The organism is Paenarthrobacter sp. CC6 (genome assembly GCF_040560085.1).
GTDB classification, from domain to species: domain Bacteria; phylum Actinomycetota; class Actinomycetes; order Actinomycetales; family Micrococcaceae; genus Arthrobacter; species Arthrobacter nicotinovorans.
The window spans coordinates 223,699-249,328 of sequence record NZ_JARDAN010000005.1; the positions used below are offsets into that span (position 1 = coordinate 223,699).

21 protein-coding genes are annotated in these 25,630 nt (G+C 64.2%); 10 read left to right on the forward strand and 11 right to left on the reverse strand.

Annotated features, from left to right (window positions below):
- Positions 1-114 precede the first annotated feature (114 nt).
- Both PV760_RS03480 and PV760_RS03485 read left to right on the forward strand, forming a co-directional pair.
- On the forward strand, positions 115-1,791 hold the full coding sequence (locus PV760_RS03480) for a dolichyl-phosphate-mannose--protein mannosyltransferase (protein WP_502921424.1): 1,677 nt from the start codon (positions 115-117) through the stop codon (positions 1,789-1,791).
- Positions 1,792-1,801: 10 nt separating this feature from the next.
- Positions 1,802-3,634, forward strand: coding sequence for an AMP-dependent synthetase/ligase (locus PV760_RS03485; RefSeq protein WP_189075884.1), 1,833 nt, complete (start codon positions 1,802-1,804; stop codon positions 3,632-3,634).
- A gap of 208 nt (positions 3,635-3,842) precedes the next feature.
- Here the strand turns inward: PV760_RS03485 and PV760_RS03490 are convergent, their stop codons facing one another.
- Positions 3,843-5,009 (reverse strand): TIGR01906 family membrane protein, encoded by a 1,167-nt coding sequence (locus tag PV760_RS03490; RefSeq protein WP_354627154.1) that lies wholly within the window; start codon positions 5,007-5,009, stop codon positions 3,843-3,845.
- Between the two features lie 141 nt (positions 5,010-5,150).
- Positions 5,151-6,146 (reverse strand): stage II sporulation protein M, encoded by a 996-nt coding sequence (locus PV760_RS03495; protein ID WP_354627155.1) that lies wholly within the window; start codon positions 6,144-6,146, stop codon positions 5,151-5,153.
- Between the two features lie 126 nt (positions 6,147-6,272).
- Here PV760_RS03495 and PV760_RS03500 point away from each other — a divergent pair, with 126 nt between their 5' ends.
- Positions 6,273-7,079, forward strand: coding sequence for an RDD family protein (locus PV760_RS03500; RefSeq protein WP_110504572.1), 807 nt, complete (start codon positions 6,273-6,275; stop codon positions 7,077-7,079).
- Here PV760_RS03500 and PV760_RS03505 read toward each other — a convergent pair.
- The 5 genes from PV760_RS03505 to PV760_RS03525 form a co-directional block, all read right to left on the reverse strand.
- A complete protein-coding gene (locus tag PV760_RS03505) occupies positions 7,063-7,914 on the reverse strand; it encodes a pentapeptide repeat-containing protein (RefSeq protein ID WP_354627156.1) in 852 nt (283 codons plus the stop codon). The two genes, PV760_RS03500 and PV760_RS03505, sit on opposite strands and share 17 nt — an antisense overlap.
- Positions 7,915-8,115: 201 nt before the next feature.
- Positions 8,116-9,348, reverse strand: coding sequence for a L,D-transpeptidase (locus PV760_RS03510; protein ID WP_026267106.1), 1,233 nt, complete (start codon positions 9,346-9,348; stop codon positions 8,116-8,118).
- A gap of 106 nt (positions 9,349-9,454) precedes the next feature.
- Positions 9,455-10,933 (reverse strand): adenosylhomocysteinase, encoded by a 1,479-nt coding sequence (gene ahcY, locus PV760_RS03515; protein WP_039240331.1) that lies wholly within the window; start codon positions 10,931-10,933, stop codon positions 9,455-9,457.
- A 44-nt stretch (positions 10,934-10,977) separates the two neighbouring features.
- Positions 10,978-11,196 carry a Trm112 family protein gene (locus tag PV760_RS03520; protein WP_018777320.1) on the reverse strand — a complete coding sequence of 73 codons (219 nt, stop codon included), beginning with the start codon at positions 11,194-11,196 and terminating at the stop codon, positions 10,978-10,980.
- A 139-nt stretch (positions 11,197-11,335) separates the two neighbouring features.
- Positions 11,336-11,713, reverse strand: coding sequence for a DUF3499 domain-containing protein (locus PV760_RS03525; RefSeq protein WP_026267105.1), 378 nt, complete (start codon positions 11,711-11,713; stop codon positions 11,336-11,338).
- 141 nt (positions 11,714-11,854) lie between these two features.
- Between PV760_RS03525 and PV760_RS03530 the strand changes: the two genes are divergently transcribed.
- Positions 11,855-12,373, forward strand: a complete 519-nt coding sequence (locus PV760_RS03530) for a metallopeptidase family protein (protein WP_018777318.1) — start codon at positions 11,855-11,857, stop codon at positions 12,371-12,373.
- A gap of 54 nt (positions 12,374-12,427) precedes the next feature.
- On the opposite strand, the gene PV760_RS03535 is transcribed toward PV760_RS03530, so the two are convergent.
- From PV760_RS03535 to PV760_RS03545, 3 genes are read right to left on the reverse strand one after another with little or no spacing between them, the layout of a single operon-like run.
- A complete protein-coding gene (locus tag PV760_RS03535) occupies positions 12,428-14,152 on the reverse strand; it encodes a DUF5719 family protein (protein ID WP_354627157.1) in 1,725 nt (574 codons plus the stop codon).
- Complete coding sequence (locus PV760_RS03540; protein WP_354627158.1) at positions 14,145-17,531, reverse strand: glycosyltransferase family 2 protein; 3,387 nt, start codon at positions 17,529-17,531, stop codon at positions 14,145-14,147. Before PV760_RS03540 ends, PV760_RS03535 begins: the two co-directional genes overlap by 8 nt.
- An 11-nt stretch (positions 17,532-17,542) precedes the next feature.
- Complete coding sequence (locus PV760_RS03545; protein ID WP_110504411.1) at positions 17,543-18,088, reverse strand: WhiB family transcriptional regulator; 546 nt, start codon at positions 18,086-18,088, stop codon at positions 17,543-17,545.
- A gap of 374 nt (positions 18,089-18,462) precedes the next feature.
- Between PV760_RS03545 and PV760_RS03550 the strand changes: the two genes are divergently transcribed.
- A complete protein-coding gene (locus PV760_RS03550; RefSeq protein WP_110504409.1) occupies positions 18,463-19,158 on the forward strand; it encodes a TIGR03089 family protein in 696 nt (231 codons plus the stop codon).
- Positions 19,159-19,182: 24 nt separating this feature from the next.
- Here PV760_RS03550 and PV760_RS03555 read toward each other — a convergent pair whose 3' ends face one another.
- Positions 19,183-19,749 carry a GtrA family protein gene (locus PV760_RS03555; protein ID WP_018777313.1) on the reverse strand — a complete coding sequence of 189 codons (567 nt, stop codon included), beginning with the start codon at positions 19,747-19,749 and terminating at the stop codon, positions 19,183-19,185.
- A gap of 178 nt (positions 19,750-19,927) precedes the next feature.
- Between PV760_RS03555 and PV760_RS03560 the strand changes: the two genes are divergently transcribed.
- The 5 genes from PV760_RS03560 to PV760_RS03580 are packed head-to-tail and all read left to right on the forward strand — an operon-like array spanning position 19,928 to position 25,556.
- Positions 19,928-21,115: a 5-(carboxyamino)imidazole ribonucleotide synthase gene (locus tag PV760_RS03560; protein WP_079581090.1), complete on the forward strand. Its 1,188-nt coding sequence runs from the start codon at positions 19,928-19,930 to the stop codon at positions 21,113-21,115.
- On the forward strand, positions 21,112-21,675 hold the full coding sequence (purE, locus tag PV760_RS03565; RefSeq protein ID WP_018777311.1) for a 5-(carboxyamino)imidazole ribonucleotide mutase: 564 nt from the start codon (positions 21,112-21,114) through the stop codon (positions 21,673-21,675). Before PV760_RS03560 ends, purE begins: the two co-directional genes overlap by 4 nt.
- Positions 21,676-21,686: 11 nt before the next feature.
- The gene (locus PV760_RS03570) at positions 21,687-23,312 is read left to right on the forward strand and encodes an LCP family protein (RefSeq protein ID WP_110504404.1); all 1,626 of its coding nucleotides are present in this window, start codon (positions 21,687-21,689) and stop codon (positions 23,310-23,312) included.
- A gap of 54 nt (positions 23,313-23,366) precedes the next feature.
- Entirely contained in the window at positions 23,367-24,617 is a 1,251-nt protein-coding gene (gene manA / locus PV760_RS03575; protein ID WP_055974875.1) for a mannose-6-phosphate isomerase, class I, read from the forward strand.
- 3 nt (positions 24,618-24,620) lie between these two features.
- Positions 24,621-25,556 (forward strand): lipid II:glycine glycyltransferase FemX, encoded by a 936-nt coding sequence (locus PV760_RS03580; RefSeq protein WP_354627159.1) that lies wholly within the window; start codon positions 24,621-24,623, stop codon positions 25,554-25,556.
- The last annotated feature ends 74 nt before the right edge of the window (positions 25,557-25,630 follow it).

The following is a 25,630-nucleotide window of genomic DNA, read 5'->3' on the forward strand; positions in this document are numbered from 1 at the left end:
CCTGCCGCCGCTTCCGGCACTCCTGTGGCGTCGTCCGCCGTAGCCGAAACGGATGAGCCCGCAGTCCAACGTCCAGCCGACCACCTCGACGACGCCGCGAAAGCACATAACGCAGTGCGCGGCGGCACGAGGCAGGCCGGCACCGGATACCTGCCGGGCCGGGGCCTTGAACGCCACCGTTGGATAGAGCGGCCCGCAGAGGCTTTCAGCGTGGAGGCCCTGCGCACCCGCCTGATCGGCGGCATCCAGAGCTGGCGCGACTACCCTGCGTCCCTGCGGTTGTGGTTCTGGCTGATTCCCACCATCACCGCCGTCCTGGGCGGAATTCTCCGCTTCTTCAGGCTCGACGCCCCGCACAGCCTGGTTTTTGACGAAACCTACTACGTCAAGGACGCGTACTCCTACTTGGTGAGCGGCTATGAACGAAGCTGGCCGTCCAACGCCAACGACTCCTTCAATGCCGGCAATCCCGATGTCCTCCTGAACACCCCCGAGTATGTGGTCCATCCACCGGTGGGCAAATGGATGATCGCTTTCGGAATGTGGCTGTTCGGCGGAGACAACCCCTTTGGCTGGCGCTTCAGCGCGGCACTGACCGGCACGCTGACGGTATTCCTCGTGGCGCTCATCGCCATGAAGCTTTTCCGCTCCCACACGCTCGGGGCGGTTGCGGGCCTGCTGCTCGCCGTTGACGGACACCACCTGGTGCTCTCCCGGACAGCCCTGCTGGATGTCTTCCTCGCGTTCTGGATCTTCGCCGCCTTCGGTGCCCTGCTGTTGGACCGCGACGACGGCCGCCGTCGTCTGGCTTCCCGGCTCGCCGCGCAGGCGGCTGCTTCACCAAGCGGCATCCCGTTGACCAGCCAGCTGGTGGCAGGTCCTTGGCTGGGCATGCGCTGGTGGCGCCTCGTTGCCGGCATCTGCCTCGGACTCGCTGTGGGCACCAAATGGTCGGCGCTGTTCTTCGTGGCTGCCTTCGGCGTGATGACTGTGCTCTGGGATCTGAACGCCCGCCGGATTGCCGGGATCCGGAATTGGTTCAGCGCAGGCATCATCAAGGACGGGATCCCGGCGTTCTTCACCATCATTCCGGTTGCCGTTGTCACCTATATCGCCAGCTGGACCGGCTGGTTCCTGTCCAAGGACGCCTACTACAGGCAATGGGCCGCCACCAACCCCGCATCTGGCTGGGACTGGCTGCCTGACCCGGTAAGGTCCCTGGCCCACTACCACCTGGAAGCCTACAAATTCCACCAGGGGCTCAGCTCAGACCACCCCTATGAATCCAGCCCGTGGACGTGGCTGGTCATGGGCCGTCCCACGTCGTTCTATTACCAGTCCCCCAAACAGGGAACCTCGGGTTGCCTCGTGGAGACCTGCTCCTCGGCGATCCTGCCCGTGGGAAATCCCGTGGTCTGGTGGGGCGGAACCATTGCCCTGGTCATCCTCTTGTTCTGGTGGGCGGGACGTCGCGACTGGCGGGCCGGTGCCATCCTCGCCGGTGTTGCTGCCGGCTATCTGCCCTGGTTCATGTACCCCGAACGCACCATGTTCATCTTCTATGCGGTCTCCTTTGAGCCCTTCCTCGTGCTTGGCCTGACGTACGTGTTGGGATTGGTGCTGGGCCGCAGCAGCGATCCGCCGTGGCGGCGACGGTCAGGACTCTACGTCGTGGCCGTGGTCCTGGTGCTGGCTGTCCTCGCAACGGCTTTCTTCTATCCGGTGCTCACGGCAGAAGTCATCAGTTACCAGGAATGGCGCATGAGAATGTGGATGCCATCGTGGATCTAGGAGGCAAGCAGTGAGGGAAGCAAGCACGGAGCTCCTCTTCGAAGCCGACACGGACTCCAACGTCACCGACCTCCTTCTGGAGCGGTGCGCCAAGGATCCGTTCGGCGTCCTGTACGCGCACAACACCCCCAACGGGTGGCTGAACGTGTCAGCTGCCAGGTTCCTGGCGGACGTCACCGCCCTGGCCAAGGGCCTCATCGCAGGCGGCCTCACCCCAGGTGACCCTGTGGCGGTGCTGTCACGTTCGAGCTTCGAATGGACCTTGGTGGACTTCGCCATCTGGATGGCGGGTGGCGTCACGGTGCCCATCTACGAGACCTCCTCTGCCAGCCAGATCGAATGGATCCTGGCTGATTCCGGAGCCCGCCGCATCTTCGTGGAGGACGCCGCGAAGGCCGCGCTCGTCCATTCCGTCGTGGAAAAGTCAGGCCTCCTCGGCGAGGACCCCGTCGCCATCATCCGGATGGAGCACGACGGTGACGCACCCAACCTGACCAGTGTGTCCGCCGTCGGCATCGGCGTCATGGACGCTGAGCTGGAGCGGCAACGCAGCACGGCAAAACTGGCCGACATCGCCTCCATCGTTTACACCTCAGGCACCACAGGCAAACCCAAAGGGTGCGAAATCACCCACGGCAACTTTGTGCTGGTGGCCAGGAACGTTATTCCGTTCCTCCCGGAGCTTTTGATGCAGCCCGGCGCGCGGACCCTCATGTTCCTTCCGCTTGCCCATGTCCTGGCCAGGGCTGTGCAGGTTGTTTGCCTCACTGCCGGTATCACCCTGGGCCACAGCGCCGGTGCCAGCGGGCTGATGGCGGACCTGGGTTCGTTCAAACCGACGTTCCTGCTTGCGGTTCCCCGGATCTTCGAGAAGGTCTACGCCGGGGCCAGCCACAAGGCCGCAATGTCAGGCAAGTCCGCCCTCTTCTCGGCGGCTTCTTCAACAGCGGTGGAATATTCGACGGCGGTGGACCTGGCCTCCCGCGGTGAGGGGCCGGGTCCGGGTTGGCTGCTGAGAACCAAGCACAGGACCTTCGACAAACTCCTGTATCCCAGGGTGCGGGAAGTCTTTGGCGGCGATGTCGGCTACACGGTGTCCGGCGCCAGTCCCCTGAGCCCACGGGACAACCACTTCTTCCACGGTGCCGGGGTGCCCGTCCTGGAGGGCTACGGGCTGACCGAGACCACGGCGCCCTGCACAGTGAACACCCCCACCATGTCCCGGATCGGAACCGTCGGCATCCCGTTGCCGGGCACCACCATCCGCGTGGCCGACGACGGTGAGGTGCTGGTCAAGGGCATCGGAGTGTTCAAGGGCTACCACGGAAACCCGGAGGCCACGGAGGCCGCCTTTGTGGACGGGTTCTTCCGCACAGGGGACCTGGGCGAGCTCGACTCCGACGGCTTCCTGACCATCACCGGCCGCAAGAAGGATCTCCTGGTGACGGCCGGCGGCAAGAACGTCGCTCCCGGCCCCCTGGAAGAAAAGTTGCGCGAGCATCCGTTGGTGGGTCAGGCCGTGGTGGTCGGAGACGGGCGTCCTTTTGTGGCGGCGTTGATCAGTCTCGACCCCGAGGGCCTTGCGGATTGGTGCTCGGAGAATAAAACCGGTGCCCTGTCCCTCGAAGAAGCAGTCCACGACGACCGTGTCAAGGCGGCCGTGCAGTCTGCTGTTGATGAGGCCAACAAGCTCGTCTCGGCCGCCGAATCCATCAGGAAGTTCGCTTTCATCACGGCGGAGCTCAGCGTCGAGTCCGGACACCTGACGCCGTCGCTCAAGCTCAAGCGGGCGGCTGTGGTGGGAGACTTCGCGTCGGTTGTCGAAAAGCTGTACGCCAAGTAGGCCCACCACCTAGCAGCTCGTGGCCACCACCTGGTTCTGCCCTTTTCAGCACCTAATTTTGCCCAATCACCACCTAGCCAGGCCAATCTCTGCCTAGGTGGTCCTGGTGCACCCGTAGCGTTTCCTTCACGAACCAACGTTCAAAAGGGATCTCATGACACGTCCATCACGCATACCAACACCCGCGCTCCCCTCCGGGACAGTAGGGCTAGCGCTTTGAGCTCGTCGTTTCCTTGGAAAGGGCATCATCGTCTTCGGCTGCGCCGTCAACCGCACCATCAGAATCCTCGTCATCGAGCTTCTCCTGGGAAACGGCAACGCCGCGGCGCCGCTTCGTGGGCCACGTGAAGATGAACGTCAACGTCGCCGCGATGAACACCAAAGCACCGATAACGATGCCCGCGTCAACCCAGAACTGTCCCGGGAAGAGCCGGATCAGGGTGTCCTCCAAGGAGAACGTCCATGTGCCATTGGCAAAGAAGATCCGGTGGAATTCGGTGAAGAACTGCTGCCAGCTCAAAGCTGCCAGAACCGCAAGGCCGATGATGACGACAAGCGTGACAATAGAGCCGGCGAACAAGCCGCGGCGTATCCCGCCATTGCTGCGCTTTCGCAGGTACACAATGGCGATAATGCTGAGGATGATGAGCAGGACTCCCGCACCGAATGAGGACAGAATCACCATCTTGACGTCCGCCATGTGCGCGACTTCGCTGTCCTTGAACAGCTTGGCGCCGTCTTGGTTGACCAAGCCTCCCAGGTACCGGGGACCCGCCCAGTTGCTGAGGTAGTCAACGGCATAGGAGCCATAGGTCATACGGTCGTCAGTGTTGAAGCCATAGCCGTCACCGGGGAAACCGGGACGGTTGTACTCCACCCACAGGAACAGTGGACTCGTGACCGCCCTGACTGCCAGAACCAGGAGGATCACGGGGTAGAAGACAGCCAACAGCACTTGGAAAACCCGGGGCCCTACAGGCTTGACCTTTGCCGCCTGCTCCCGTTCAGCATTGCGCCTGGCCACCTCATCTTCCGGCGGCCGGACCTGGAGGGCCGACGTCGGCAGAGGTTCGGAATAGTGCGACGGCTGCTTGCCGGAAGAGGCATTCGCAAGTGTGTCAGCGAACAGCGGCGGCTCCGTGTCGGCGTCGGCGGCTTCTGCAGCCTTGCGGTCTGCGCGGCTCTCCGGCTGGGCCGTTCCGGGCGCAGCTGACGCTTTTCCAGGCGCTCCAGACGCCGGTGCAGGCGCGGCGGTTGAGGCCGCGGATGAGGCACCACTGGACGTCTTTGGCTTCATCCAGTCGAAGGCCGGTTCGTTGGGGTCCTCGTGGACGTCCGTGTCCGGTTCTTGTGGTTTTGGGCTCTTGTCGCTCACAGCGGGGGTTCACTTCCGTAGGCATCCACCGGCGATTGCGTGCTGCCGGCTCTCTTGTCTGCCTTCGAGCCTACCGCCCGGCTTTGCGCCGACACGAGGAACTACCCCGCCTTGGAGCAGATTGAAACGCAACTGTAAGGTCTACGCGGCGATGCTTCTGTAACCGCCATCGTTGGCGTCCAAGTCACCTGTCTCCCCCGCACGGACAGCCCGGCCGCCAACAAGCAGCGTGTACGTCCAATAGCCGGCCAGCACCAGCGCGCCGATGGTGATCTTGGCCCAGACGGGGAGCTGGCTCGGAGTGACGAATCCTTCAACGATGCCGGAAACCAGGAGGACCAGCACCAGGCCCAGTGCAATGGTGATCAAGGACCGCCCTTCATCCGCAACAGCCTGCATCCGGGTCCTGGGGCCGGGCCGCACCATGGCCCAGAAAATCCTGAGCCCTGCGGCGCATGCAATGAACACAGCCGTGAGTTCCATCAGGCCGTGGGGCAGGATGTAGCTGAAGAAGACGTCGATCTTGCCCGTTGCCAGGAAGACACCGGCGGCAACTCCCACGCCCTGGGCATTCATGAAAAGAATGTAGGGCACCCAGAATCCTGTGATGCCGAAGGCCACGGCTTGGGCGGAAATCCAGGCGTTGTTGGTCCACACGGCGCCGGCGAAGGAAGCCGCCGGATTCTCGGAGTAGTAATCGATGAAGTCTTCCTCGACGTACCTGCGCACCCTCTCGTCGCTGCCGAAGACGGCTCGAAGCGCATCCGGGGAGGTACCTATCCAGAAGGCATAGGCGGCACCGACAACCGTGAAGGCAAGCCCGCACCAAAGGGTCAGCCATCTGATCCGGTAGAAGGCGGCCGGCAACGAGATGACGAAGAAGCGGGCCAGGTCTTCCATGAAGTTCGAGCGGGCACCGGTAAACCTGGTGCGCGCCTGCGCCAACGCGGCGGACAACGACGACGACAGACCGGTTTCAGGAGCCACCGAACGGATCAGGGACAGGTGCCCGGAAACTGTTTGGTACAAGCGCAGCAGTTCATCCGCCTCGCCTCCCGTCAACCGACGCTTGTGCGCCAGGAAATGAAGCCGCGACCATTTGTCCCCATGTACGGCCGAGAAGGCATCGATGTCCACGGCACCACCCTAATGCCTGAGGCCCGCGCGAGCGCCTGATCGGCGTCGTTTTGGCCTGTCACGCCGCTAGACTCGTTGTGCAGGCGCTGCTGGGCGCCGCATTGTCCGGAAGGCGTGGGGGCTGGCTTGAGTTCGATCATCACAGGCGAGGCAGTGGTCCTCGAGTTGCGCTCAGCGTCTTTTGCGGCCCGGGGGCTGGGCCTGATCCTCGACGTCATCTCGCAGGTGGTCCTCGCGATACTCCTGATCATCCTGGTCCTGATGGCTTCTTCGGACCTGGACGAGTCGGCCATCCGCGCTCTGGTCCTCAGCAGCGTCGTTTTCTCTGTGGTGGTCGTCCCTGTCACTGTGGAAACCCTCACCCGAGGCCGGTCGCTGGGTAAGCTCGCCACGGGTTTGCGGATCGTCCGTGACGACGGCGGTTCCATCCGTTTCCGGCACGCCCTTATCCGCGGGCTCCTCGGTTTCCTGGAAATCTACCTGACCTTCGGCGGACTGGCCATCGGAGTGGCGCTGTTCAACGAGAAATCGAAGCGGCTGGGCGATATCGTTGCCGGCACGTATTCGCTCCGCCTGCGTGTTCCCTCGAAACCCCGTATCGTGCCCAACGCACCGCACTATCTGCAGGGGTGGATTGCCATGGCGGACATCGGCAGGGTGCCGGACGCCACCGCGCGCCGGGCAGGGACGTTTGTACAGCAGGCTTACCTGATGGCTCCCGCCTCACGCCTGGCCATGGCGATGTCCCTGGCCACGGAACTCGCACGCTATGTCGCACCGCCACCGCCGCCCGGCACGATCCCCGAGGACTACATCGGCGCAGTCCTCGGGGAACGACGCAACCGGGAGCTGGCGCGCCTGCGTCAGGCCGAACAGCGGAACGCCACGGTGGGCGCCCGCTTGCGCAAGCTGCCGTTTACCCAGGAGCCCTAGTTCCGGGCTGCCGGAGCCAGTGATCCGGTCTGGTGAGTTCCGTGGGCAGGAGCGTCCGTGCATCGCCTTCGGCAGCATTGACCTGCGGTTGAGTCAGGTAGAGGGCCCTGGACAGGTCCGCCCCCGCCAGCTCTGCACCACGAAGATCCGCCCCCAGAAGATCCACGGCAGCCAGGTCGCTGCCTGCCAGGTTGGCCCCTATCAGGTACGAACCCCGCAGATCTGCTCCACAGAGGCGCTGGTTCCCCAGGTCTGCGCCCATCAGGTCGGCACCCGGCTGGAGGCCGCCGTCGTGACTTTGCCGGTCTTCCGCGCCGTAGGACGCGCGGACTTCTTCGCTGACCTCCATCAGGAGGGCCCGCACCTGCCCGTGGTAGGTTTCGACGTCGGCACCCAGGACCGTGGCTGCGTCACCCACGGCGGTGGCCGCCAGCCGTTCCGCAAGGTGGGCGGCTGCAGAGGCGAGCTCGGGGTCGAACGTCCGTTGCCGGGCCTCGTTCAGGTACCAGAGCATCTCGTGGAGTTGCCTGACCCTTTTGAAAACGTCGAACATCGCCGACGCGGAGGCAGGGTTGTCCCGCCAGCTGTTTCCGCCGAAAGTGTGCTGGGAAACGAGCTGGCCGGCGCCGAAGCAATCGAAAACTGTGCAGCCACGGAAACCGCGGGGGCGCAGCCGTTGGTGAATGGCACAGGAAAAGTCCCCGGCCAGGTTTGGGCACGCCGAGGCGGCAGGCTTGTCGATGGCAAAGTCCGCTGAGCGGGTAAATCCCAGTGCGGTGCAGCACAGCGCAAAGCAGTTGCTGCAGTCAGGGCGAAGAATTGGTGTGATAGTCATGCGGTGCTCCAAATGATGAAGAGGGTCCGGGGTGAGGAGCCGGGGAACCCGTCAGCGGGTTCCCCTGAGGGACACCCGTGATCACCAGAGGGCAGCACAAAGTGGAGGCCAACACATGGTCGGCACAAATAGTCCGGGTCAAAGCGAAGTCCGGGTCAAAGCGCGCAGGAAATAATCACTGCGGCCATCTTAACAGCAGGTCTACCTTTGGGCGTAGCTGGCCCAGGGAATGTTCCAGTCGCCGAAACCCTCCAGTGGCTCGACAGCCGGGGCTCCCGTGTTCAGGATCTGCACCACGTCGCCGGTCTTCATGTTGTTGAAGAACCAAGCGGCATCATCCGGCAGCAGGCCGACACAGCCGTGCGAGACGTTGACGCGGCCGATGGCTCCCCACGCTGATTCCAGCGCCTGGTGGACGTAGACTCCGGACCACGTGAGGCGGTTGGCGTAGTCCACCACCATTGGGGCGTAGTAGCCCTTGTCGCCGGGCTTCAGGCCGATGCTGCCGGCGTTGAAATTGGATTTGCGTTCCTGCTCCAGGATCACTGCGTAACCGGTGGGCGAGAGCCAGTCTTCGCCGCCGAGAGACACGGGCGCGGTGTGGAGCAGTTGGCCGTCGGAGTACACGTTCATGGTCTTGGTGGTGTCATCCACCACGGCAATCCGCTGCGGACCCGTCGTAAAGGTGGAGACAACGTCCCCATTACCGATCATGTTGTTGCCGAAATCCACACCAAGCAGCTTCATGTCCACTGTGACAGTAGTGCCGGAGGCCCAGAATGCCTCGGGCCGGATCCGCACTTTCTTGTCGGAGTACCAGTGCCATGCCACAGGTTGGCCGGACGACACAGTGATGGCCACCCGCTTCTCCATGGCCACCTTGTCCACGACGGGTTCGCTGAAGTTGATTTCGATGGGCTGGCCTGAGCCTGCCGTGGTGCCGTTGCGGGGGTAGATGGACGCGTCTGCCTCGTACGCGGCGGAAACCGTGGTGAAGGTCTGGGTCTTCTTGGTTTCCTTGCCGGCGGTGTCCACGACGGTGAAGGAGTAGTTGTACTGCGTCTTGAACTTCAGGACTTCCTGGGTAGTCCAGGTAGAGCCGTCAGGACTGATCTTGCCCACCACGGGCGCCCCGCCACCGGCAGGGGTCAAAACGACATCCTTGACCTTGCCGTTGACCGCCTTGATCTGGGGACCCACCACGGGATTCCATTCAACAGCCCCATCCAGCGGAGTGATGCCCAGTTCCACGGGCTTGGCCTCGATGGTGGGAGTCGGGGAAGGTGCAGCAGCGTTGTTCTGCGTAGAACCGGGGAGCAATCCGGGTACGGTGGCCACGCCGATTCCGCCTGCCACAATGGCGGCGCAAATCCCTATGATGGCAAGGACCTTGCCCGTTTTCCGTTTGGCGGCCTGTGTCATGGTTCCCGTCATCCTGTCCCCCGGCAAGCTATACCGAACACCCAATTCTAGCCGAAAGGCCGGCCACGCTGTTCGCGTGTCCGGCCTTTCGCCATCGAATGTTCTTTGCGGAGGGCTGCTAGTAGCGGTAGTGCTCCGGCTTGTACGGACCCGCGACGTCCAGGTCCAGGTAGTCTGCCTGGTCCTTGCTCAGCTCGGTCAATTCCACTCCCAGGGCGTCCAGGTGCAGGCGCGCCACCTTCTCGTCCAGAATCTTCGGCAGAACGTAAACCTGCTTCTGGTACTCGCGCTCCCCGGCTGGCTGGTCCTTCTTGGTCCAGAGTTCGATCTGCGCGATGGTCTGGTTGGCGAACGAGTTGCTCATCACGAAGGACGGGTGGCCCGTGGCGTTGCCCAGGTTCAGCAGGCGGCCTTCGGACAGGACGATGATGGACCGCTCGGAGGCTGTCCCGGAGTCGAAGACCCACTCGTGGACCTGCGGCTTGATCTCGACCTTCTTGACGCCGGCAACCTTGGCAAGACCTGCGATGTCGATCTCGTTGTCGAAGTGGCCGATGTTGCCCACGATTGCTTTGTTCTTCATGCCAAGCATGTGCTCGGCCATGATGACGTCCTTGTTGCCGGTGGTCGTGATGAAGATGTCGCCTTGCGCCAGCACCGTCTCAAGCCTGGCCACCTGGTAGCCGTCCATTGCTGCCTGGAGGGCGCAGATGGGGTCGATCTCAGTAACGATGACCCGCGAACCCTGGCCACGCAACGCCTCGGCGGCGCCCTTGCCGACGTCGCCATAACCGCAGACGACGGCGACCTTGCCGCCCATCAGCACGTCCGTGGCCCTGTTGATGCCGTCCGGGAGCGAGTGGCGGATGCCGTACTTGTTGTCGAACTTGCTCTTGGTGACGGAGTCGTTGACGTTGATGGCCGGGAACAGCAGCTTGCCCTGCTCGGCGAGCTGGTACAGGCGGTGGACACCGGTGGTGGTTTCCTCGGTGACACCCTCGATGCGTGCTGCCAGGCGGGTCCACTTCTGCGGGTCGGCTGCGAGGGTCCTCCGGAGGAGGTTCAGGATGTGGACGTACTCTTCGGGATCGTCCTCGGTGGCGGCAGGAACTGCGCCGGCTGCCTCGAAGTCCACGCCCTTGTGCAGCAGCAGTGTTGCGTCGCCGCCGTCGTCGAGAATCATGTTGGGACCCAGCTCGGGGTTGGTCTCAGCGCCGGGCCAGGTAAGGATCTGCTCGGCAGTCCACCAGTACTCTTCAAGGGTTTCGCCCTTCCAGGCGAAAACCGGAACACCCTGGGGATCTTCCGGGGTGCCCTTGCCCACAACGACGGCAGCCGCGGCTTCGTCCTGGGTGGAGAAGATGTTGCAGGAGGCCCAACGCACCTCTGCGCCCAACGCGGTGAGGGTCTCGATGAGAACGGCGGTCTGGACCGTCATGTGCAGCGAACCCGCGATCCGTGCACCCCTGAGCGGCTGCGAAGCACCGAACTCGGCCCGAAGCGACATGAGGCCGGGCATTTCGTGCTCGGCAAGGCGGATCTGGTGGCGGCCTGCCTCGGCGAGGGAAATATCAGCCACTTTGTAGTCGAAAGTCATGGAAGTCCTTAGGGTACCGTGCGGGTGTTGAGAAAAAGGGGCTGCTAGGCCTTGGCATCATGCTGGCTGGAGCCGGCCGCGTTGGCCGCTGCCAGGAGTTCCGGCGGCAGGAGCAGCGGAATGCCGTCCTCGATCGAGTAGCGGAGCTTTTCGCCGTCCGCGGCGGCAGCTGTCGATACCAGCTCCTCGCCCTCCTGGACCAGCGGTGAACCCGTCACGGGGCAGCGCAGGATGGACAACAGTTCAGGACTGACCTTTGGCATGAATGATGCTCCCTGGGTGGCGCCGGCCTGGCGCCGCTGGCGGATTTATCTGCAGATTCCAGACTACCGCGCAAGATCGCAGGGTTTTGATCACGACGCCGCTTTGAGTCACGACGCCGGTGCAGTCACCTTCGGTGGCTTAGGACGGTTCGCGGAGGATCCGCAGGTGTCCCCGGCGGGTACCTTCGACGCTTGCGGGCGGCTCCATCTGCGTGTGGTTGTGGCGGGCCGGCGTTTCGGGTGCCGCGGAGGCAGCCTCACGGACGGCGTTGGCCAGAGCGAGCAGATCGTCGGGTCCGGGCTGCGGTGGCGTGCTGGGCATGGCCAGGCGCAGCACTTCCCAACCCCGGGGAACGGTGAGGCTCTCGGCGTGCTGCGTGCAGAGGTCGTAGGCGTGCGGTTCGGCGTACGTGGCTAGGGGACCCAGGACGGCCGTTGAATCGGCGTACACGTACGTCAAAGTGGCCACCGCAGACTGGCGGCAGGCTGATCTTGAACACTGACGAATAGCACCCACAACATCCCAGATTAGCGCCACTTGGCTCCCGTGGCGCGCATTGAGCGTCCGTGGCTGCCCGGGAGGGGCTGGTATCGGCAGCACCGGCGCGGTGCGCACGATGATGTCGCGCTGGCGGTTCCTCAGGACTAAAGTCGATATATGCAGTCACAGCCACATGTTCCCGGGTTTACCGTCCGGTGGACTGACGCCGATGGCGATCAGACAGAGGAACACGCCGTACCGGGCGTGCGGGGGTTCCGGAAACGCCGCCGCAACCGTCATGGCAGGGGACTGCGTGGCGAGCTGATGCTGCCCAATCTTCCGGGTTTCCGGACGCGTTCCGAGCGTTTCGACGACATGGTGCTTGACTCCGCCGAACGCCTCCAGGACATGTGGGGCAAACAATTGGACGGCGTTCTCTTCGCCGTTGATGAGATCCCGCCGAACCTGGAACAGCTCGTTGCCACCGGCAACCCTGCACCCATGGGGTCCTACACTCCCGGCGGCCGTGGAGAACCGCCGATGATCACGGTCTACCGCCGGGTGGTGGAGCAGGGCTCCAACACCAGGGAAGAGTTGCAGGATCTCGTCCATGACGTCGTGGTGGAATACACCGCGGAAATGTTGGGCGTACCGCCGGAGACACTGGACCCGGTGTACCGGCGCCGGTACCAATAGGACGACGCCGGTCACCCGGCTGGCCGGTGAGGCCTGTAGCGGACCGAACCGCCGCTAGTAGCCGACGGAAACGGGAACCTTTTCAAGTCCCGCCGCAGCATCCTGGATCGCGACAACAGACACATCGTTGCGGCCCTGTTTTCCAAGGACCAGCGCGCCGTAGACGGGATCGCCGGATGCGGAAACAACGTATCCCGCTATGACCGCGTCCCCGGCCTTTGCAGGGAGCTCAATGACTGACGTGGTTCCACCGGCAAGGTCCATGTCAACAGCCTTGCCTACTTTGCCGTCGGCCGTGACCGGGGCGTAGCTGACGGTAGCGCGGCCTTCGGGCACCCCGAAGCTCAGGGAACGCAGGCCATCGCGGGGAACGGCCACCAGGTGCTGGCTGCCAAGCCGGGCCGATGCTGGAGACCAGGCAAAATCGGTGGCCTCTTCGGCCTTTGAGCCGCGGGTGACCCTGGCCGATGCCACGAAGGAAACGTCCGAGCTGGCACGGATTGTGTAACTGCCGGCCGGAACTCCGTCGAGGCTCAGCGAGGCAACCGATCCACCCTTGACCGTCACCACTCCCCCGTTGGGAAGCTTTCGCTCGCCGTTCGCACCATACAACTTGACCTGGACCACGGCGTCCGTTGAGCCCGGAACAGCGATCTGGAGTGCCGGCACAGCGTCCGCGAATCCTGACTTGGCGGCGAGTGCCTTGATGCCTTCCGAGTCCTGGATGTCGACGCCGGACATCACCTGGAGGTTCGACGGTCCTTCGCCCGGTGAGAGGTATTCGACTCCCCCGGGAGCCAGCCCGCGCAGTACGCTCTGCTGGATGGTCCCGGCCACCGGACCGCCAGTGCTGCGCACGCGGATGCCCAGCTGGGATTGGCCCGGAGCGAGCCCGGCGAGGTTCACGGAGCGGGTGGTTCCCGGCGCCACCAGAAGCCCCCTGGCACCCGGAGCCTGAATCTGACCTTCGTACCCGTAGAGATCAAGGCTCACCGTGGCGGGCGTCTCTGATGAATTGCTGAGATTGAGGACAGCTGTGCGGCCGACAGCCGTGTTCGCGCCCAGCACCCACGCATCGTTGCTCGGCGGCTGGCATTGTGCGGAAGCGAGGCCACGGAGGTCGCCGTCGGTTGCCGAGTAACTGAGGTGGGCTGCCAAGGATGCTTGCTCGTTTCCGATGGGCCCGGCTTCCACCACCGTGGGCGAGGTTACCGGACTGATGGAAGCCACGCCCGCAGCAAGCACAGGGGGACCCGCCGTCGGCGTAGGAGTGCTCGTGGGAGTCTTGGCGATTTCCGCGACGTTCCCGCCTCCAAGGGAAGTGACCTTGCTGCCGGGAACGGTGCCGGCCGGATTGCTCAGCACCACAGCGTTGAGCGCGCTGGTAGCCGTCGTCGATACGGGGCTGAAGTCAGCATCCGTGCCCACCACTGTCCCATTGACCAGGCGGGCCGGTTCCGGGCAGACGCCCAAGGCCCTGCCGGCGGGAACATCCGCCTGCTGCACGTCGGTGCTCGTGCCGCCGGAGGGACCAGGAACCATCGAGCTGGCAGCCACAGCGCCTCCCCCGGCAGCCAGGATGACCACTGCCGACAGAACACCGGTGACCATGCCTTTGCTGGAGCTTCGGGACCCCCGCATGCTGCGGGAAGACTGTTCGCTGCGGGAAGACTTTTCGCCGCGGCGAGACTTTCCTGTGGACGTTGGCTTGTCCTCGACCGGCGTTTCGCCGGCCGTCTGCGGTGCGTCGTCGGCGTTTTTCTTCTGCTCGTCAGACACTGCTGTACTCCTTACGGAGGGAGACTTCGTCCCTCGACATGCCGGTACGGGACCGGCGGGCAGGCATCGGGATCGCCAGCAGGACCGTCAAGGCGATCACTACGGCCTGCAGGATCTCGAGCCACAGGGCCCACGGGTTCGTGTAGCGGATCTCCAACTGTCCGCCACCGGCCGGCAGGTCGAACGCCTGTGACCACCCGGATGTTGTTGCCTGCAGCTGCTTACCGTCCAACGTGGCCGTCCAACCGGGATCGGATCGCTCAGCCACGACCACTTTCCTGCCCTCATCACCGGATGGGACGCTGGCGTTGACGTTCACATCCTCCGAAGGCAAGGTGCCCACAGTGCTTCCTTGGGCGTCGATGATACGGACACGATGCGCCGTTTCTGCGGCGCCCGCCGAGGGCTGGTTCCGCGGAGTTACGCGCCACAACCACCCGGCGTCGGTCTGGCCGACAGCCACCAACCCTGGGACGGCGTCGATTCTGCTTGCCGTCAGTTGGGCAGCATTGTCCGCGGCCTTGAGGACCACGAAACCGGCACCGAGTTGCTCGAGGTCGGGACGAGGGTCAACGCCGGTGCTCGCCACGATAGTGGCCACTGCCCGCCGCAAAGACGCTGTAGCAGCGTCATCGCTCGTGATTTCCTCGCGTCCGGGAGCGCCAATGATGGTCCTCGCCGAGGCGATGGTGGACAAGCTGTCCAGGGTTGTTCCGGCCCCTCGCATGAGCGAGGAGGTAAACGCACCTTGCTCGCCGCTGGTGATCACCAATGTCCGCGTCCGCTCGGGTCCCTGGCCGCGGTCGACGGCGGTAGCAGGCAGCGTGCCTGATTCCATCGGCCGGACCTGACGCGGGCTACCCAATGACGAGGCCGCTTGCCGGGCTGCCGGGGCAGCCGGTGAATCCGTCGACGTCGAGGGCTGCAGGACGTTCTGCGCAGCCCAGGCACCCATTCCGGCCACGGGCCCGGCGACGAGGAGAGCAACCACCACACCGGAAGCGACGCGACGCATCTGGAACTTCCGGCGGGCAGGATCGGATGCCCGACGGCTCGCCGAAAAGAGCTTCTCCGCTCCGAGCAGGGCAGCACCGAGCAGCAACATGCCTGATGCTGAAACCGCCGGACCGGTAAACGGCCCGACAATGACGTTGTTGTTGACGCCGGTGGCTACATGCCCCACCAACCAGGCGCTGGCCAAGGTGGCCAGCGCAGCCAACCAGAACACCCTGGCCAATGCTGTGCGTTTGCCGGGGAGGAACAGCGAGGCCACCGCAAGCAGCAACACCGGAGCACCAATCAGCAAAGCCAGGATCAAAGCCCACGGAACAGCACCGGGACCGAACACCGACAGTCCTGTCAGGCCGCCGTCGATACTGAAAGCCAGCGGTTGGCCGAGAAGCTGCTGCCACAAGGGAGCCGCATCAAAAGCAAGGGGAAGTCCAGGATCAGCCAGCAGGGACCGGGGCCTGTCGAGGACGGAAATGCCGTACGGAAGGAACAAGGCAAGAGTCGGCAGCAACGACCACCACATGGTTTTGCCGCGCTGTCCCAGAACTACGGCAGCGAGGATCACTGCAACGGCAATAGGGCCCAGCAACGACGGTGCTGAGGCGGTGACGACGGCCATCACCAGGCCGGCGGCCGCTGCAGCCGTCCAGGAGGGTGTCCCGTTGATGCCGGGCTTACCGCGAAGAGCGGCCGGGAACCGGCCCGCAACGGCTGACGCGCTTCGCTGCACGCCCGCCGTGCTTGATTGTGCCGTGCTCGTTTGACCGATGGCAGATCCGGACGCCCGCACCAAGGCCAGGAGCAGCAACGGCATCATGATGTGCGCCACGAGGGCACCGACGCGGCCTTCGTTGATGGCGATCAGGAGACTCGGCGCACCGGCCCACAGCAGGGCTGCCACGGTCCGGAACCGGCGCTTGGTGGTCAAGGCACCCGATGCGAACCACGCTCCGACAGCGGACAAAGGCATGGCCAGGACGAGGAGCCACGCCATGGATGCATTCGCATCCCCGCCACCGAGGAGCGACAGCACCCATAAGACGTAGCCAAAGGGATCACCGTGGCCCGGAAGTCCGGCGCCCAGGGAAATCCACCACGTGGAGGCGTTGGCCCAGATCCCGGCCGGTGTCGCGGAAAGCGGGAGAAGCCCACCACCGGTGATCGCGCCGGAACGGAGCAGACCCAGCAAACCCACGAGGGCCGCGGCCAGGGCAACGCATGCGGCGGCAACAGCACCCGTTCCCACCCAACCACGTTCGTTCGTGGCCAGGGCGGCGAAGTCGTCGGCGGCGTCGCCACTTGGTTCGGGAGCCAGCAGGTCGCTCACGGGCGCGGCGTCATCGGCAGGCCGGATGGCTTCCAGCAAGGACCGCCGGTTGGCCCGGACCTCGCGTGTTGGTGTCTGGAGGCCCCGGACGACGGAACGATGGACCCGTCGCGTTTTCGCAGCTGTGCGGCGCCCCCTCGCGATTGCGACAGGACGCATCAAAGCGGCAAGTGTGGCAGTGAACTGGGAGAAGCCATAGCCTGGCTCCTTCACCAGGATGCTCAGCACCAGGCGGACAACCGCGCCAAAAAGTGCTCCCAAAGCCTGGAAGGGAACGTTCCACCAGGGCGTGTGCTTCAGGCGCAGGTGGATCTGGGCCTTGCGCGCTGCCGAGGACGTTCCCAGGCCATGGGGACGGTGCTCAACGTGAAACATCCGGGCGCTGGGCACAACCACCACGCGGTTCCCGGCGAGCCAGTTCCGCCAGCAAAAATCGACGTCGTCGCCGCTGCCGGGCAGCGCGGGGTCGAACCCGTCCAACTGTTCCCAGACATCGCGTCGGATCAGCATGCCCGCCGAATTGACCGCGAATGTGTCGGAGCGGGCGTCGTACTGCCCTTGGTCGACTTCGTCGGCGTCAATCAGGGTGAGTCGCTCAGCCCAGCGGCTCGTTGAGAGGCCCACATCCACCAAGTGCCGGTCGTTGTCCCAGCCGAGCTGCTTGCAACCAGCGACGGTTACCGACGGCGCGCGCTCAACGGCATGGAGCAGCTCCGCCAACGCGTCAGGCGCGGGCGCCGCATCATCATGCAGGAGCCAGATCCACTCCACGGTCCGGCTGTCACCGGTCGCAGCAGCGGCGGGAGCGAGCTCCTGCAACCCCGCACGGACAGCCGCGCCAAAGCCTGACTTGGCTTGGTGGAAGGTGGTGGCATTGCCTTGGCCAAAGGCCTCCCGGAGCAGGTCCAGGGAGTTGTCCGTGGAACCTGTATCAACGCCAATGGCGGCATCTGCCGAACGCGTCTGGTCCGACAATGCCGCCAATGTCCTGGGCAGATAGTTGCCGCCGTCGTGGGAAACCACGACGGCGGTAACGTGCACTTCCTTGAGAATTAGACCGCTCGCTTCCTTAGCCGACGGCGCTCCCGCTCGGAAAGCCCGCCCCAAATACCGAACCGCTCGTCATTGGCGAGGGCATACTCCAAGCACTGCGAGCGAACGTTGCACGCTCCGCACACTTTCTTGGCATCCCGGGTCGATCCGCCCTTTTCAGGGAAAAACGCTTCAGGATCGGTCTGCGCGCACAGCGCGTCCGTCTGCCAGCCAAGTTCACCTTCGTCATCGAAATCCCCTTGGCCGGGGAGACCGATCCACACAGGCTGTCCGGGCGCCTCAAGCGGACGGCGCAGCTCCATGGGAGGATCGTCGAGGTCTTCTTCCGGACCAGCCGGCAGGTCGCCAATCAATGCCTCATGTGCCGCGAGGAGGGCTGTCGCCTGATCCTCCAAAGACTGCTGCACATTCTGGTTGTATCGGTCTGCCGCTTCCGGATCCGCAGGATCTACGTACCAGTCTCCCGGCACCTCCCGCGAACGGTATTTCACCGACGCATGTTCTGCGACGACTGCATCTTCCTGGATACGCAACGCTTGCCCCATGGCGTCCCTCCTGAGTTTGCAGCTGCTGCTTGGATGTGTTTCCGATTCCCGGTGTCCCGGTTGTCTGCGCAGCGGCGTTGATTACTAATTACACGCGTGTAACTACCCGCCAGTCAAGCCGCGCCGGGATAATAATCAAGAAGCTGTGGAAAAGTGGGATGCGCCACGCCCAACATCCAGGCCGCGGCTTCCGCGGATTGCCGCGGGAAATGGAAGCACAGGATCGGTTGAGGTTAACTTTCGTTGAATTTCCGCGGAAATAGCAGCGGCACCCTCCCGAAGCCCAGCGAATGGACAAACTTTGATGTGTCGCAATTCACATCCAAGGGGTTGCTGCCCGGAGTGGCGCGGGACCTGCGTGGCAAGATTGATCCATGAGCATTCCGGCAGTGAACTTGATGACCGCCCTGAGGTCCGGGCATTCCACCTCGCCCAGGCTCACCTGGTACGGCCCCGGCTCCGAGCGTGTTGAACTCTCCGGACGGGTCTTCGACAACTGGGTGGCCAAGACTGGCAACCTGCTGCAGGACGAACTCGATGCCGAGCCGGGAATGGCCGTCCGGCTGGACCTCCCCGCGCACTGGAAGTCCTTTGTATGGGCCCTTGCCGCCTGGCAACTGGGCATGGAAGTCGTGCTTGACGGCACCTCGGCGGAGCTGCTGGTAACCGACAAGCCCGACGACGGCGCCGAGTCGGGCTTCGACGCGGTCGTCGCCGTGCCGCTCGCAGCGCTTGCGATGCGCTGGCCGGGCGAGCTGCCGTCCGGCGTCGTGGATTACGCGGCGGAAGTCCGCTCCCATGGCGACGTGTTCATGGCGCATGACGAACCCGGGGCGGAAAACCCCGCGGTACGTGGCACGGCCGGATACGCGCACTCGGCTCTCCTCGAGGGATTCGCGGCTGCGCAGGAACCGGGTGTCCGCCTCCTGGTCCGCGCCGGCGATGGCTTGGAATCAGGCCTCTCGGCCGCCCTGGGAGCATGGAAAGAAGACGGCTCCGTAGTGCTGGTGCACGAAGATGTCGAGGTCACCGCGCATCTTCTGGACAACGAGCGCGTCAGCCGGCCATAGCGTTTGTGCCGGCCTTAGCGTTTGTCAGGGCTTCTTGACCGAAGGAAACTCGCCGGTCGACGGGTTGCCGGCGCCGGCTTCCGCCCCCGCCTTGGCCTTGGGATGCATGTCCAGAAGTTCGTGGTCGTGCGAGAACTCGGGTTCCTGGTCGAGTTCCTTGTTGAAGACCAGGAAGCGGTAGGCAAAGAAGCGGACCACTGTCGCCACCAGGATGCCGACCACGCCGGCCGCGAAAAGCATGTTCTTGTCAGTGATGTTCAACCAGTAGTTGGCGATGAACGTGAAGCCGGTGGAGATACCGATGCCGATACCGTTGATGATGACGAACATCACGAACTCGCGCACAACGTTGTCCTGCCGGCGGTGCCGGAAGGTCCAGAACCGGTTGGCAATCCACGAGAAGATCGTCGCCACCACGGCACCGACAAAACGTGCCTTGGACGGGCTGTCGGTCATGGGGCCATGCATCAGGTAGTACGTGAGGCCGTTGTCGATAACGAACGCAACACCACCAACAGCGCCGAACTTGGCTACTTCGCGCCAGAAAAGCGAAGCAAGTCCGCGGATGCGATCTGCGAGTGTGGTGATCATGACCCTCCATGGCCGTTGAAAGTGGGCCGATGGGCCTCGACCATTTTAGCGCCGATTTCCAAGCGCTGCCCGGGAGTACGCTGTGAGAACGCCAATAAGTGGCCGCAACTGACGATAAATGGCGCCAAAAGGGCGGCAGAATCAGTGATCCCCCTGCCGGTTCGGTAGGCTGAACCTTGTGACTTTTCCAGTAATTGGCGTTGTTGGCGGCGGCCAACTCGCACGAATGATGGCTCCGCCCGCTACCGCACTGGGCTTTGAACTCCGCGTTTTGGCCGAAGGCGAGGACGTTTCGGCTGTGGCTGCCGTAGCCACGGCCCCCATTGGCGACTACAAGGACCTCGAGGCCCTCCTTGAGTTCTCAAAAGGCCTGGACGTACTGACGTTCGATCACGAACACGTCCCCACCGGGCACCTGAGGGCGCTGTTGGACGCAGGCGTCAATGTCCAGCCCGGCCCCGATGCCCTGGTCAACGCCCAGGACAAGCTCGTGATGCGGGCCGCCATCGACCGTCTGGGCCTGCCCAACCCCGAATGGTCTGCCGTGCACACGGTTGACGAACTGGTCGCCTTCGGTGACAGGATCGGCTGGCCCGTAGTGCTGAAGACACCTCGTGGCGGCTACGACGGCAAGGGCGTCAGAATTGTCGACTCCGCCCAGGAGGCCCTGGAGACCAACGATTGGTTCCAGGCCATGAGCCCCCTGCTGGCCGAAGCGAAGGTGGAGTTCAGCCGTGAACTCTCAGCCCTGGTGGCACGCACGCCCAGCGGCGAGTCCCGGGCCTGGCCGGTGGTCCACACCATCCAGGTGGACGGAGTCTGCGACGAAGTCATCGCCCCGGCACAGAACATTCCCGTGGAAGTAGCTGCCGCTGCCGAGGAAGCTGCGCTCCGCATCGCCAATGAGCTCGGCGTCACAGGCGTGATGGCGGCAGAGTTGTTCGAAACTCCCGGCGTCGGCGCGGGCTTCCTGATCAATGAACTTGCCATGCGTCCGCACAACACCGGCCACTGGACCCAGGATGGTTCCATCACCAGCCAGTTCGAACAGCACCTGCGTGCAGTTCTGGACCTGCCGCTGGGCGCCACCGATGCGCTCGCTCCGGTAGTGGTGATGAAGAACTTCCTCGGGGGCGAAAACCAGGACCTCTTCAAGGCCTTCCCCCAGGCGCTGGCCTATGAGCCCGCGGCCAAGGTGCATTCCTACGGCAAGTCCGTCCGCCCCGGCCGCAAGATCGGTCACGTCAACCTCGTGGGCACCTCTGCCTCCGACGTCGACTCGGTGCGCCAGCGCGCGACCACCGTGGCCAACATCATCCGCGACGGCCGCAAGCCTGAGCAGCCCACTCTGGAGGAGACCGTATGACGACAACACCGCAGGCCCCGCTGGTAGGACTCGTCATGGGCTCGGACTCCGACTGGCCCGTCATGGAGGCCGCGGCCGATGCCCTGGCCGAGTTCGGCATACCTTTTGAAGCGGACGTCGTTTCGGCCCACCGTATGCCCACGGAAATGATCAGCTACGGACAGAACGCCCACCAGCGCGGTCTCCGCGTCATCATTGCCGGAGCCGGCGGCGCGGCCCACCTTCCGGGCATGCTGGCCTCGGTGACCCCCCTTCCGGTAATCGGCGTTCCGGTTCCGCTCAAGACACTGGACGGCATGGACTCCTTGCTGTCCATCGTGCAGATGCCGGCCGGCGTCCCCGTCGCCACGGTGTCGATTGCAGGGGCCCGCAACGCCGGCCTCCTGGCCGTGCGGATGCTGGCCTCCGGTACTGATGAACTTGCCGCCAAGCTTCGTGGCGACCTCCTGGCTTTCGCCCAGGAACTCAACGATGTGGCCACCAAAAAAGGGGAGAACCTTCGCCACAAGGTTGAGGAAGTCTTCTCCCCTGCCAACCCGTCAGCCCGGAGCCCCCGCTAGGAAGGCAGCGGATGACTACCATGCACAAGAACACGAATCAGCCCGGTTCCGCCCTGACTGATCCTGTCCGCTATCCATCCGGCGCCAGTGCGCCGGTGCGGACCAAACGCGCCTTCGTGCTGGTCCTCCTCACGCTCCTGGTCCCCGGCAGCGCACAAATCGTTGCGGGCGACCGCAAACTTGGCCGCATCGCGCTACGCGTTACGCTCACGGTGTGGGCGCTGGCGCTGATAACCATCGTCATCGCAGTCACCAACCGGACCATGCTGCTGAGCATTGTCACCCACCCCGTGGGGTCGCTGTTCATTATCGTGGTCCTCGTGGCGCTGGCCCTGGGATGGGCCTACCTGTTCCTCAACACCCTGCGGATCATCAGGCCGACACTCCTGGCACCCGGCATGCGTCCCATCATTGCCGTCGTGGTGGCCATCACCACCGTGCTGGCGAGCGGATCGCTGGGCTACATTGCCTATGTCCTGAACGTCAGCCGCAACGCAATCGGCAGTATTTTCGACGCCGGTCCCGCGATCGATCCCGTGGACGGGCGTTACAACTTCCTGATGATGGGTGGCGACGCCGGCGACGACAGGACGGGACGCCGTCCCGATAGCCTGTCCGTGATCAGCGTCGATGCGAAAACGGGCGAAAGCGCCATCATTTCAGTCCCCCGCAACCTCCAGAACGCACAGTTCAGCGAGAGTTCGCCCATGCGGAAGATCTACCCCGAGGGCTACAACTGCGGCGACGAGTGCCTCATCAACGCCGTCAACACCGAGGTGACCAACAAGTACCAGGACCTGTATCCGGGCGTTCAGGATCCGGGCGCACAGGCGACCCTGGAAGCTGTGTCCGGAACCCTCGGAATCACGGTCCAGGCCTATGTCCTGGTGGACATGGACGGGTTCGCCAAACTCATCGACGCCATGGGCGGCATCCGCATCAAGGCCGGCGGTTGGGTACCCATCAGCGGCCCCGTCACCGATGAGGCCAACGGAATCCATGGCATGCCCGACGGCTGGATCCCTGCCGGCGACCAGCATCTGGACGGCTTCCACGCCCTCTGGTACGGCCGCTCCCGCGAATTCGTGGACGACTACGCCCGCATTGCACGCCAGCAATGCGTGCAGCAGGCCATGCTCAAGCAGCTGGACCCCGCCACTCTCCTGACCAAGTTCGAGGACATCGCCAATGCCGGGACCAAGGTGGTCGATTCCAACATCTCGTCCAACCAGCTGGGCAGCTTTGTGGACCTCGCCTTGAAGTCCAAGAACCAGCCCGTCAAACGCCTCACCATCGGGCCGCCGGACTTCGACGCATCGTTCTCCACGGTGCCTGACTTTGACCTGATCCACTCCAAGGTCCAGGAAGTCCTCGCCTCGTCCAACAGCCCCAAGGCAAGTGACGCCGTCGTGACCCATGACCGTCCGGGCGCCGGGCCCGTCATGGCCGCCGGTCCGGTTACTGGCCTGCTGCCCGCAAGCCAACTGCCTTCACCCTCTGCGGACTTCACTCCGGTGACCACAACCCCCGACGGCACGCCGATCACCATTGAGTTGTTGAACGGCCTCAAAGCCCAGGGCGATGAGCAAGGCATCCGCGACCTCGTGGCCACCAACGGCCAGTGCGCACCACTGTAAATTCCCCCTTTGAGCTCCATCCCACGTCCAGCGCAACGATAAGGACTTTCTTTCGTGTACCAGATTGAGAATGTTTTGCGGCCCTATGCGTGGGGTTCGACGACGGCCATCGCCGGACTGCTGGGCCGGCAGGCCTCGGGCGGCCCGGAGGCTGAAATGTGGATCGGGGCCCACCCGGACTCCCCTTCGACGGCCATCCACCCCAACGGTGTCACCCAGCCCCTGGATGCCTTGATCGCCTCGGATCCGCAGCGCTTCCTTGGCTCCGAAAGCCTCGCCGGATTTGGTCCCCGCCTGCCCTTCCTCACCAAGCTCCTGGCGGCCGAAAAGCCGCTTTCCCTCCAGGTCCATCCGAGCCTGGAGCAGGCCCGTGAAGGATTTGCCCGCGAGAACGCCGCCGGGATCGCCCCCGACGCCGCTGAACGCAACTACCGCGATGACAACCACAAGCCGGAAATGATCTTCGCCCTCACGCCCTTCAAGGCGTTGTGCGGCTTCCGCTCCCCTGCTGACTCCCGCGGCATCTTTGAACACCTGGCGCACGTCCTTGACTCCGCCGCCATCGACGTTCCCGCCGTTATCGCCGACGTCGTCACCGACCTTGCGCAAGCTGATGCTTCCGCTGCGCTGAAGGCTGCCTTCAGCCGGCTCATCCAGGGCGGCAGTGACGTCTCCGATGCCATTAACGAGGTAGTCGCGGTACTTTCTGCCGGGGCACCGCTGGAGCCGCACCGGGAAGCGCTGACCGCAATGCTGGACATCAATGAAGCCTTCCCCGGCGACCCCGGCGTCCTCATTTCCCTGCTCCTGAACCATTTGTCCCTCGAACCCGGTGAAGTGGTCTACCTCCCTGCGGGGAACATCCACGCCTATCTGCACGGCCTGGGCGTCGAGGTCATGGCGTCCTCGGACAATGTCCTTCGCGGTGGGCTCACGCCCAAGCACGTGGACGTTCCGGAACTGTTGAAGACCGTACGTTTCGAATCCCTCGGGGTTCCGCGCGTCGAGGCCAGCGGGACGGAGTTCGGACAGGAGCTGTACCGCCCGCCGTTCAAGGAGTTCCAGCTCCAGCGCATCGAGCTCGGCCCTGACGCAGCACCGGTGCCGCTGGCGCAGACCGGGCCCGCCGTCGTCGTGGTTGTTTCCGGCGCCGTGCTTCTCGACTCGCCCAAGAGCGACCTCCAGCTTGGACGTGGCGCTGCAGCGTTCATCCCCGACGTCGAAGCCCCGGTCAACGTCCACCCGGTCCAGGGCGCGACGGACACCAGCATTGCCTTCGCAGTCACGACAGGCTTGGGGAACTGAACCGTGGAATTCTTCCTCCAAACGCCCGCATGGGCGGCAGTCCAGCGTTCCCTGGGGCGCCGCGTCCACGAAAAAACCGGCCCCGGATGGAGTTTCCTCGCTATTGAGGAGAAGAACCCCGCCGGCAAAGTCATCTACGCGCCCTATGGGCCTGTGGCTGATTCCGTCGAAGCATTCGACGCCGCCACGGCGGCTTTGGTGGCGCTGGCCAAGGCGGAGCACGCCGTCTTCGTCCGGATGGAACCTGCTGCGGCAGGTTTTACCGCGTCCGACGCCGGTCCCCTGCTCCGCGCGCGGGGCTTACGGCCCGCGCCGGTCAACCAGCAGCCGGAACTCAGCTGGATTGTGGATCTGGACGGGGATTTCAAGGACGTCCTCGCGGGCATGAAGCCAACAAACCGGAACCTGTACCGGAACATCCACAAAAAGGGAGTGGCGTTCCGGACCTCCCAGGACCCGGCGGACATCTCCATCCTGCTGCACTTCCTCCACCTGACGGCGGCGCGGAATGGCTTCAAGCCGCAAAGCGACGAATACCTGACCCAGGTGGCGGCGTCATTGCTGCCTGCAGGGGCCGGAACCTTGTTCATCGCCGAACTGGAAGGTGAGCCCATCGCGGCCGCCTTCGCCTACGATTCGGCAGATACCCGGGTCTACGCGCACGCGGCACTCGATGACACGCACCGCAAGCTCAGCGCAGGCATCCCCCTCCTGGTAACCCTCATGGCAGACGCCAAGGAAAAGGGTCTCAAGCACGTTGACCTCTGGGGCGTCGCACCCGAGGACCAGCCGGACCACAAGTGGGCGGGCTTCACGGCGTTCAAGAAATCCTTCGGAGGCCGCGAAGTCTCCTACCCCGGCACCTGGGACCTCCCGGTCAACAAACTCCGCTACGGCGCCTACCAGCTGGCCAGGAAGCTCCGCGACAAACTCCGCTAAGCCTTTCCCGCGCCACCCGCGCCCGGCACACCCCACAACAGCGCGAAGCGGAAGCCGGCCGGACACAGAGAAGG

Bases quoted from the DNA above. Each gene is read 5' to 3' on its own strand.
- PV760_RS03505 (WP_354627156.1), bottom strand. From the start codon at position 7,914: ATGACTATCACACCAATTCTTCGCCCTGACTGCAGCAACTGCTTTGCG.
- PV760_RS03510 (WP_026267106.1), bottom strand. From the start codon at position 9,348: ATGACGGGAACCATGACACAGGCCGCCAAACGGAAAACGGGCAAGGTC.
- ahcY (WP_039240331.1), bottom strand. From the start codon at position 10,933: ATGACTTTCGACTACAAAGTGGCTGATATTTCCCTCGCCGAGGCAGGC.
- PV760_RS03520 (WP_018777320.1), bottom strand. From the start codon at position 11,196: ATGCCAAAGGTCAGTCCTGAACTGTTGTCCATCCTGCGCTGCCCCGTG.
- PV760_RS03530 (WP_018777318.1), top strand. From the start codon at position 11,855: ATGCAGTCACAGCCACATGTTCCCGGGTTTACCGTCCGGTGGACTGAC.
- PV760_RS03545 (WP_110504411.1), bottom strand. From the start codon at position 18,088: ATGGGGCAAGCGTTGCGTATCCAGGAAGATGCAGTCGTCGCAGAACAT.
- PV760_RS03550 (WP_110504409.1), top strand. From the start codon at position 18,463: ATGAGCATTCCGGCAGTGAACTTGATGACCGCCCTGAGGTCCGGGCAT.
- PV760_RS03555 (WP_018777313.1), bottom strand. From the start codon at position 19,749: ATGATCACCACACTCGCAGATCGCATCCGCGGACTTGCTTCGCTTTTC.
- purE (WP_018777311.1), top strand. From the start codon at position 21,112: ATGACGACAACACCGCAGGCCCCGCTGGTAGGACTCGTCATGGGCTCG.
- PV760_RS03570 (WP_110504404.1), top strand. From the start codon at position 21,687: ATGACTACCATGCACAAGAACACGAATCAGCCCGGTTCCGCCCTGACT.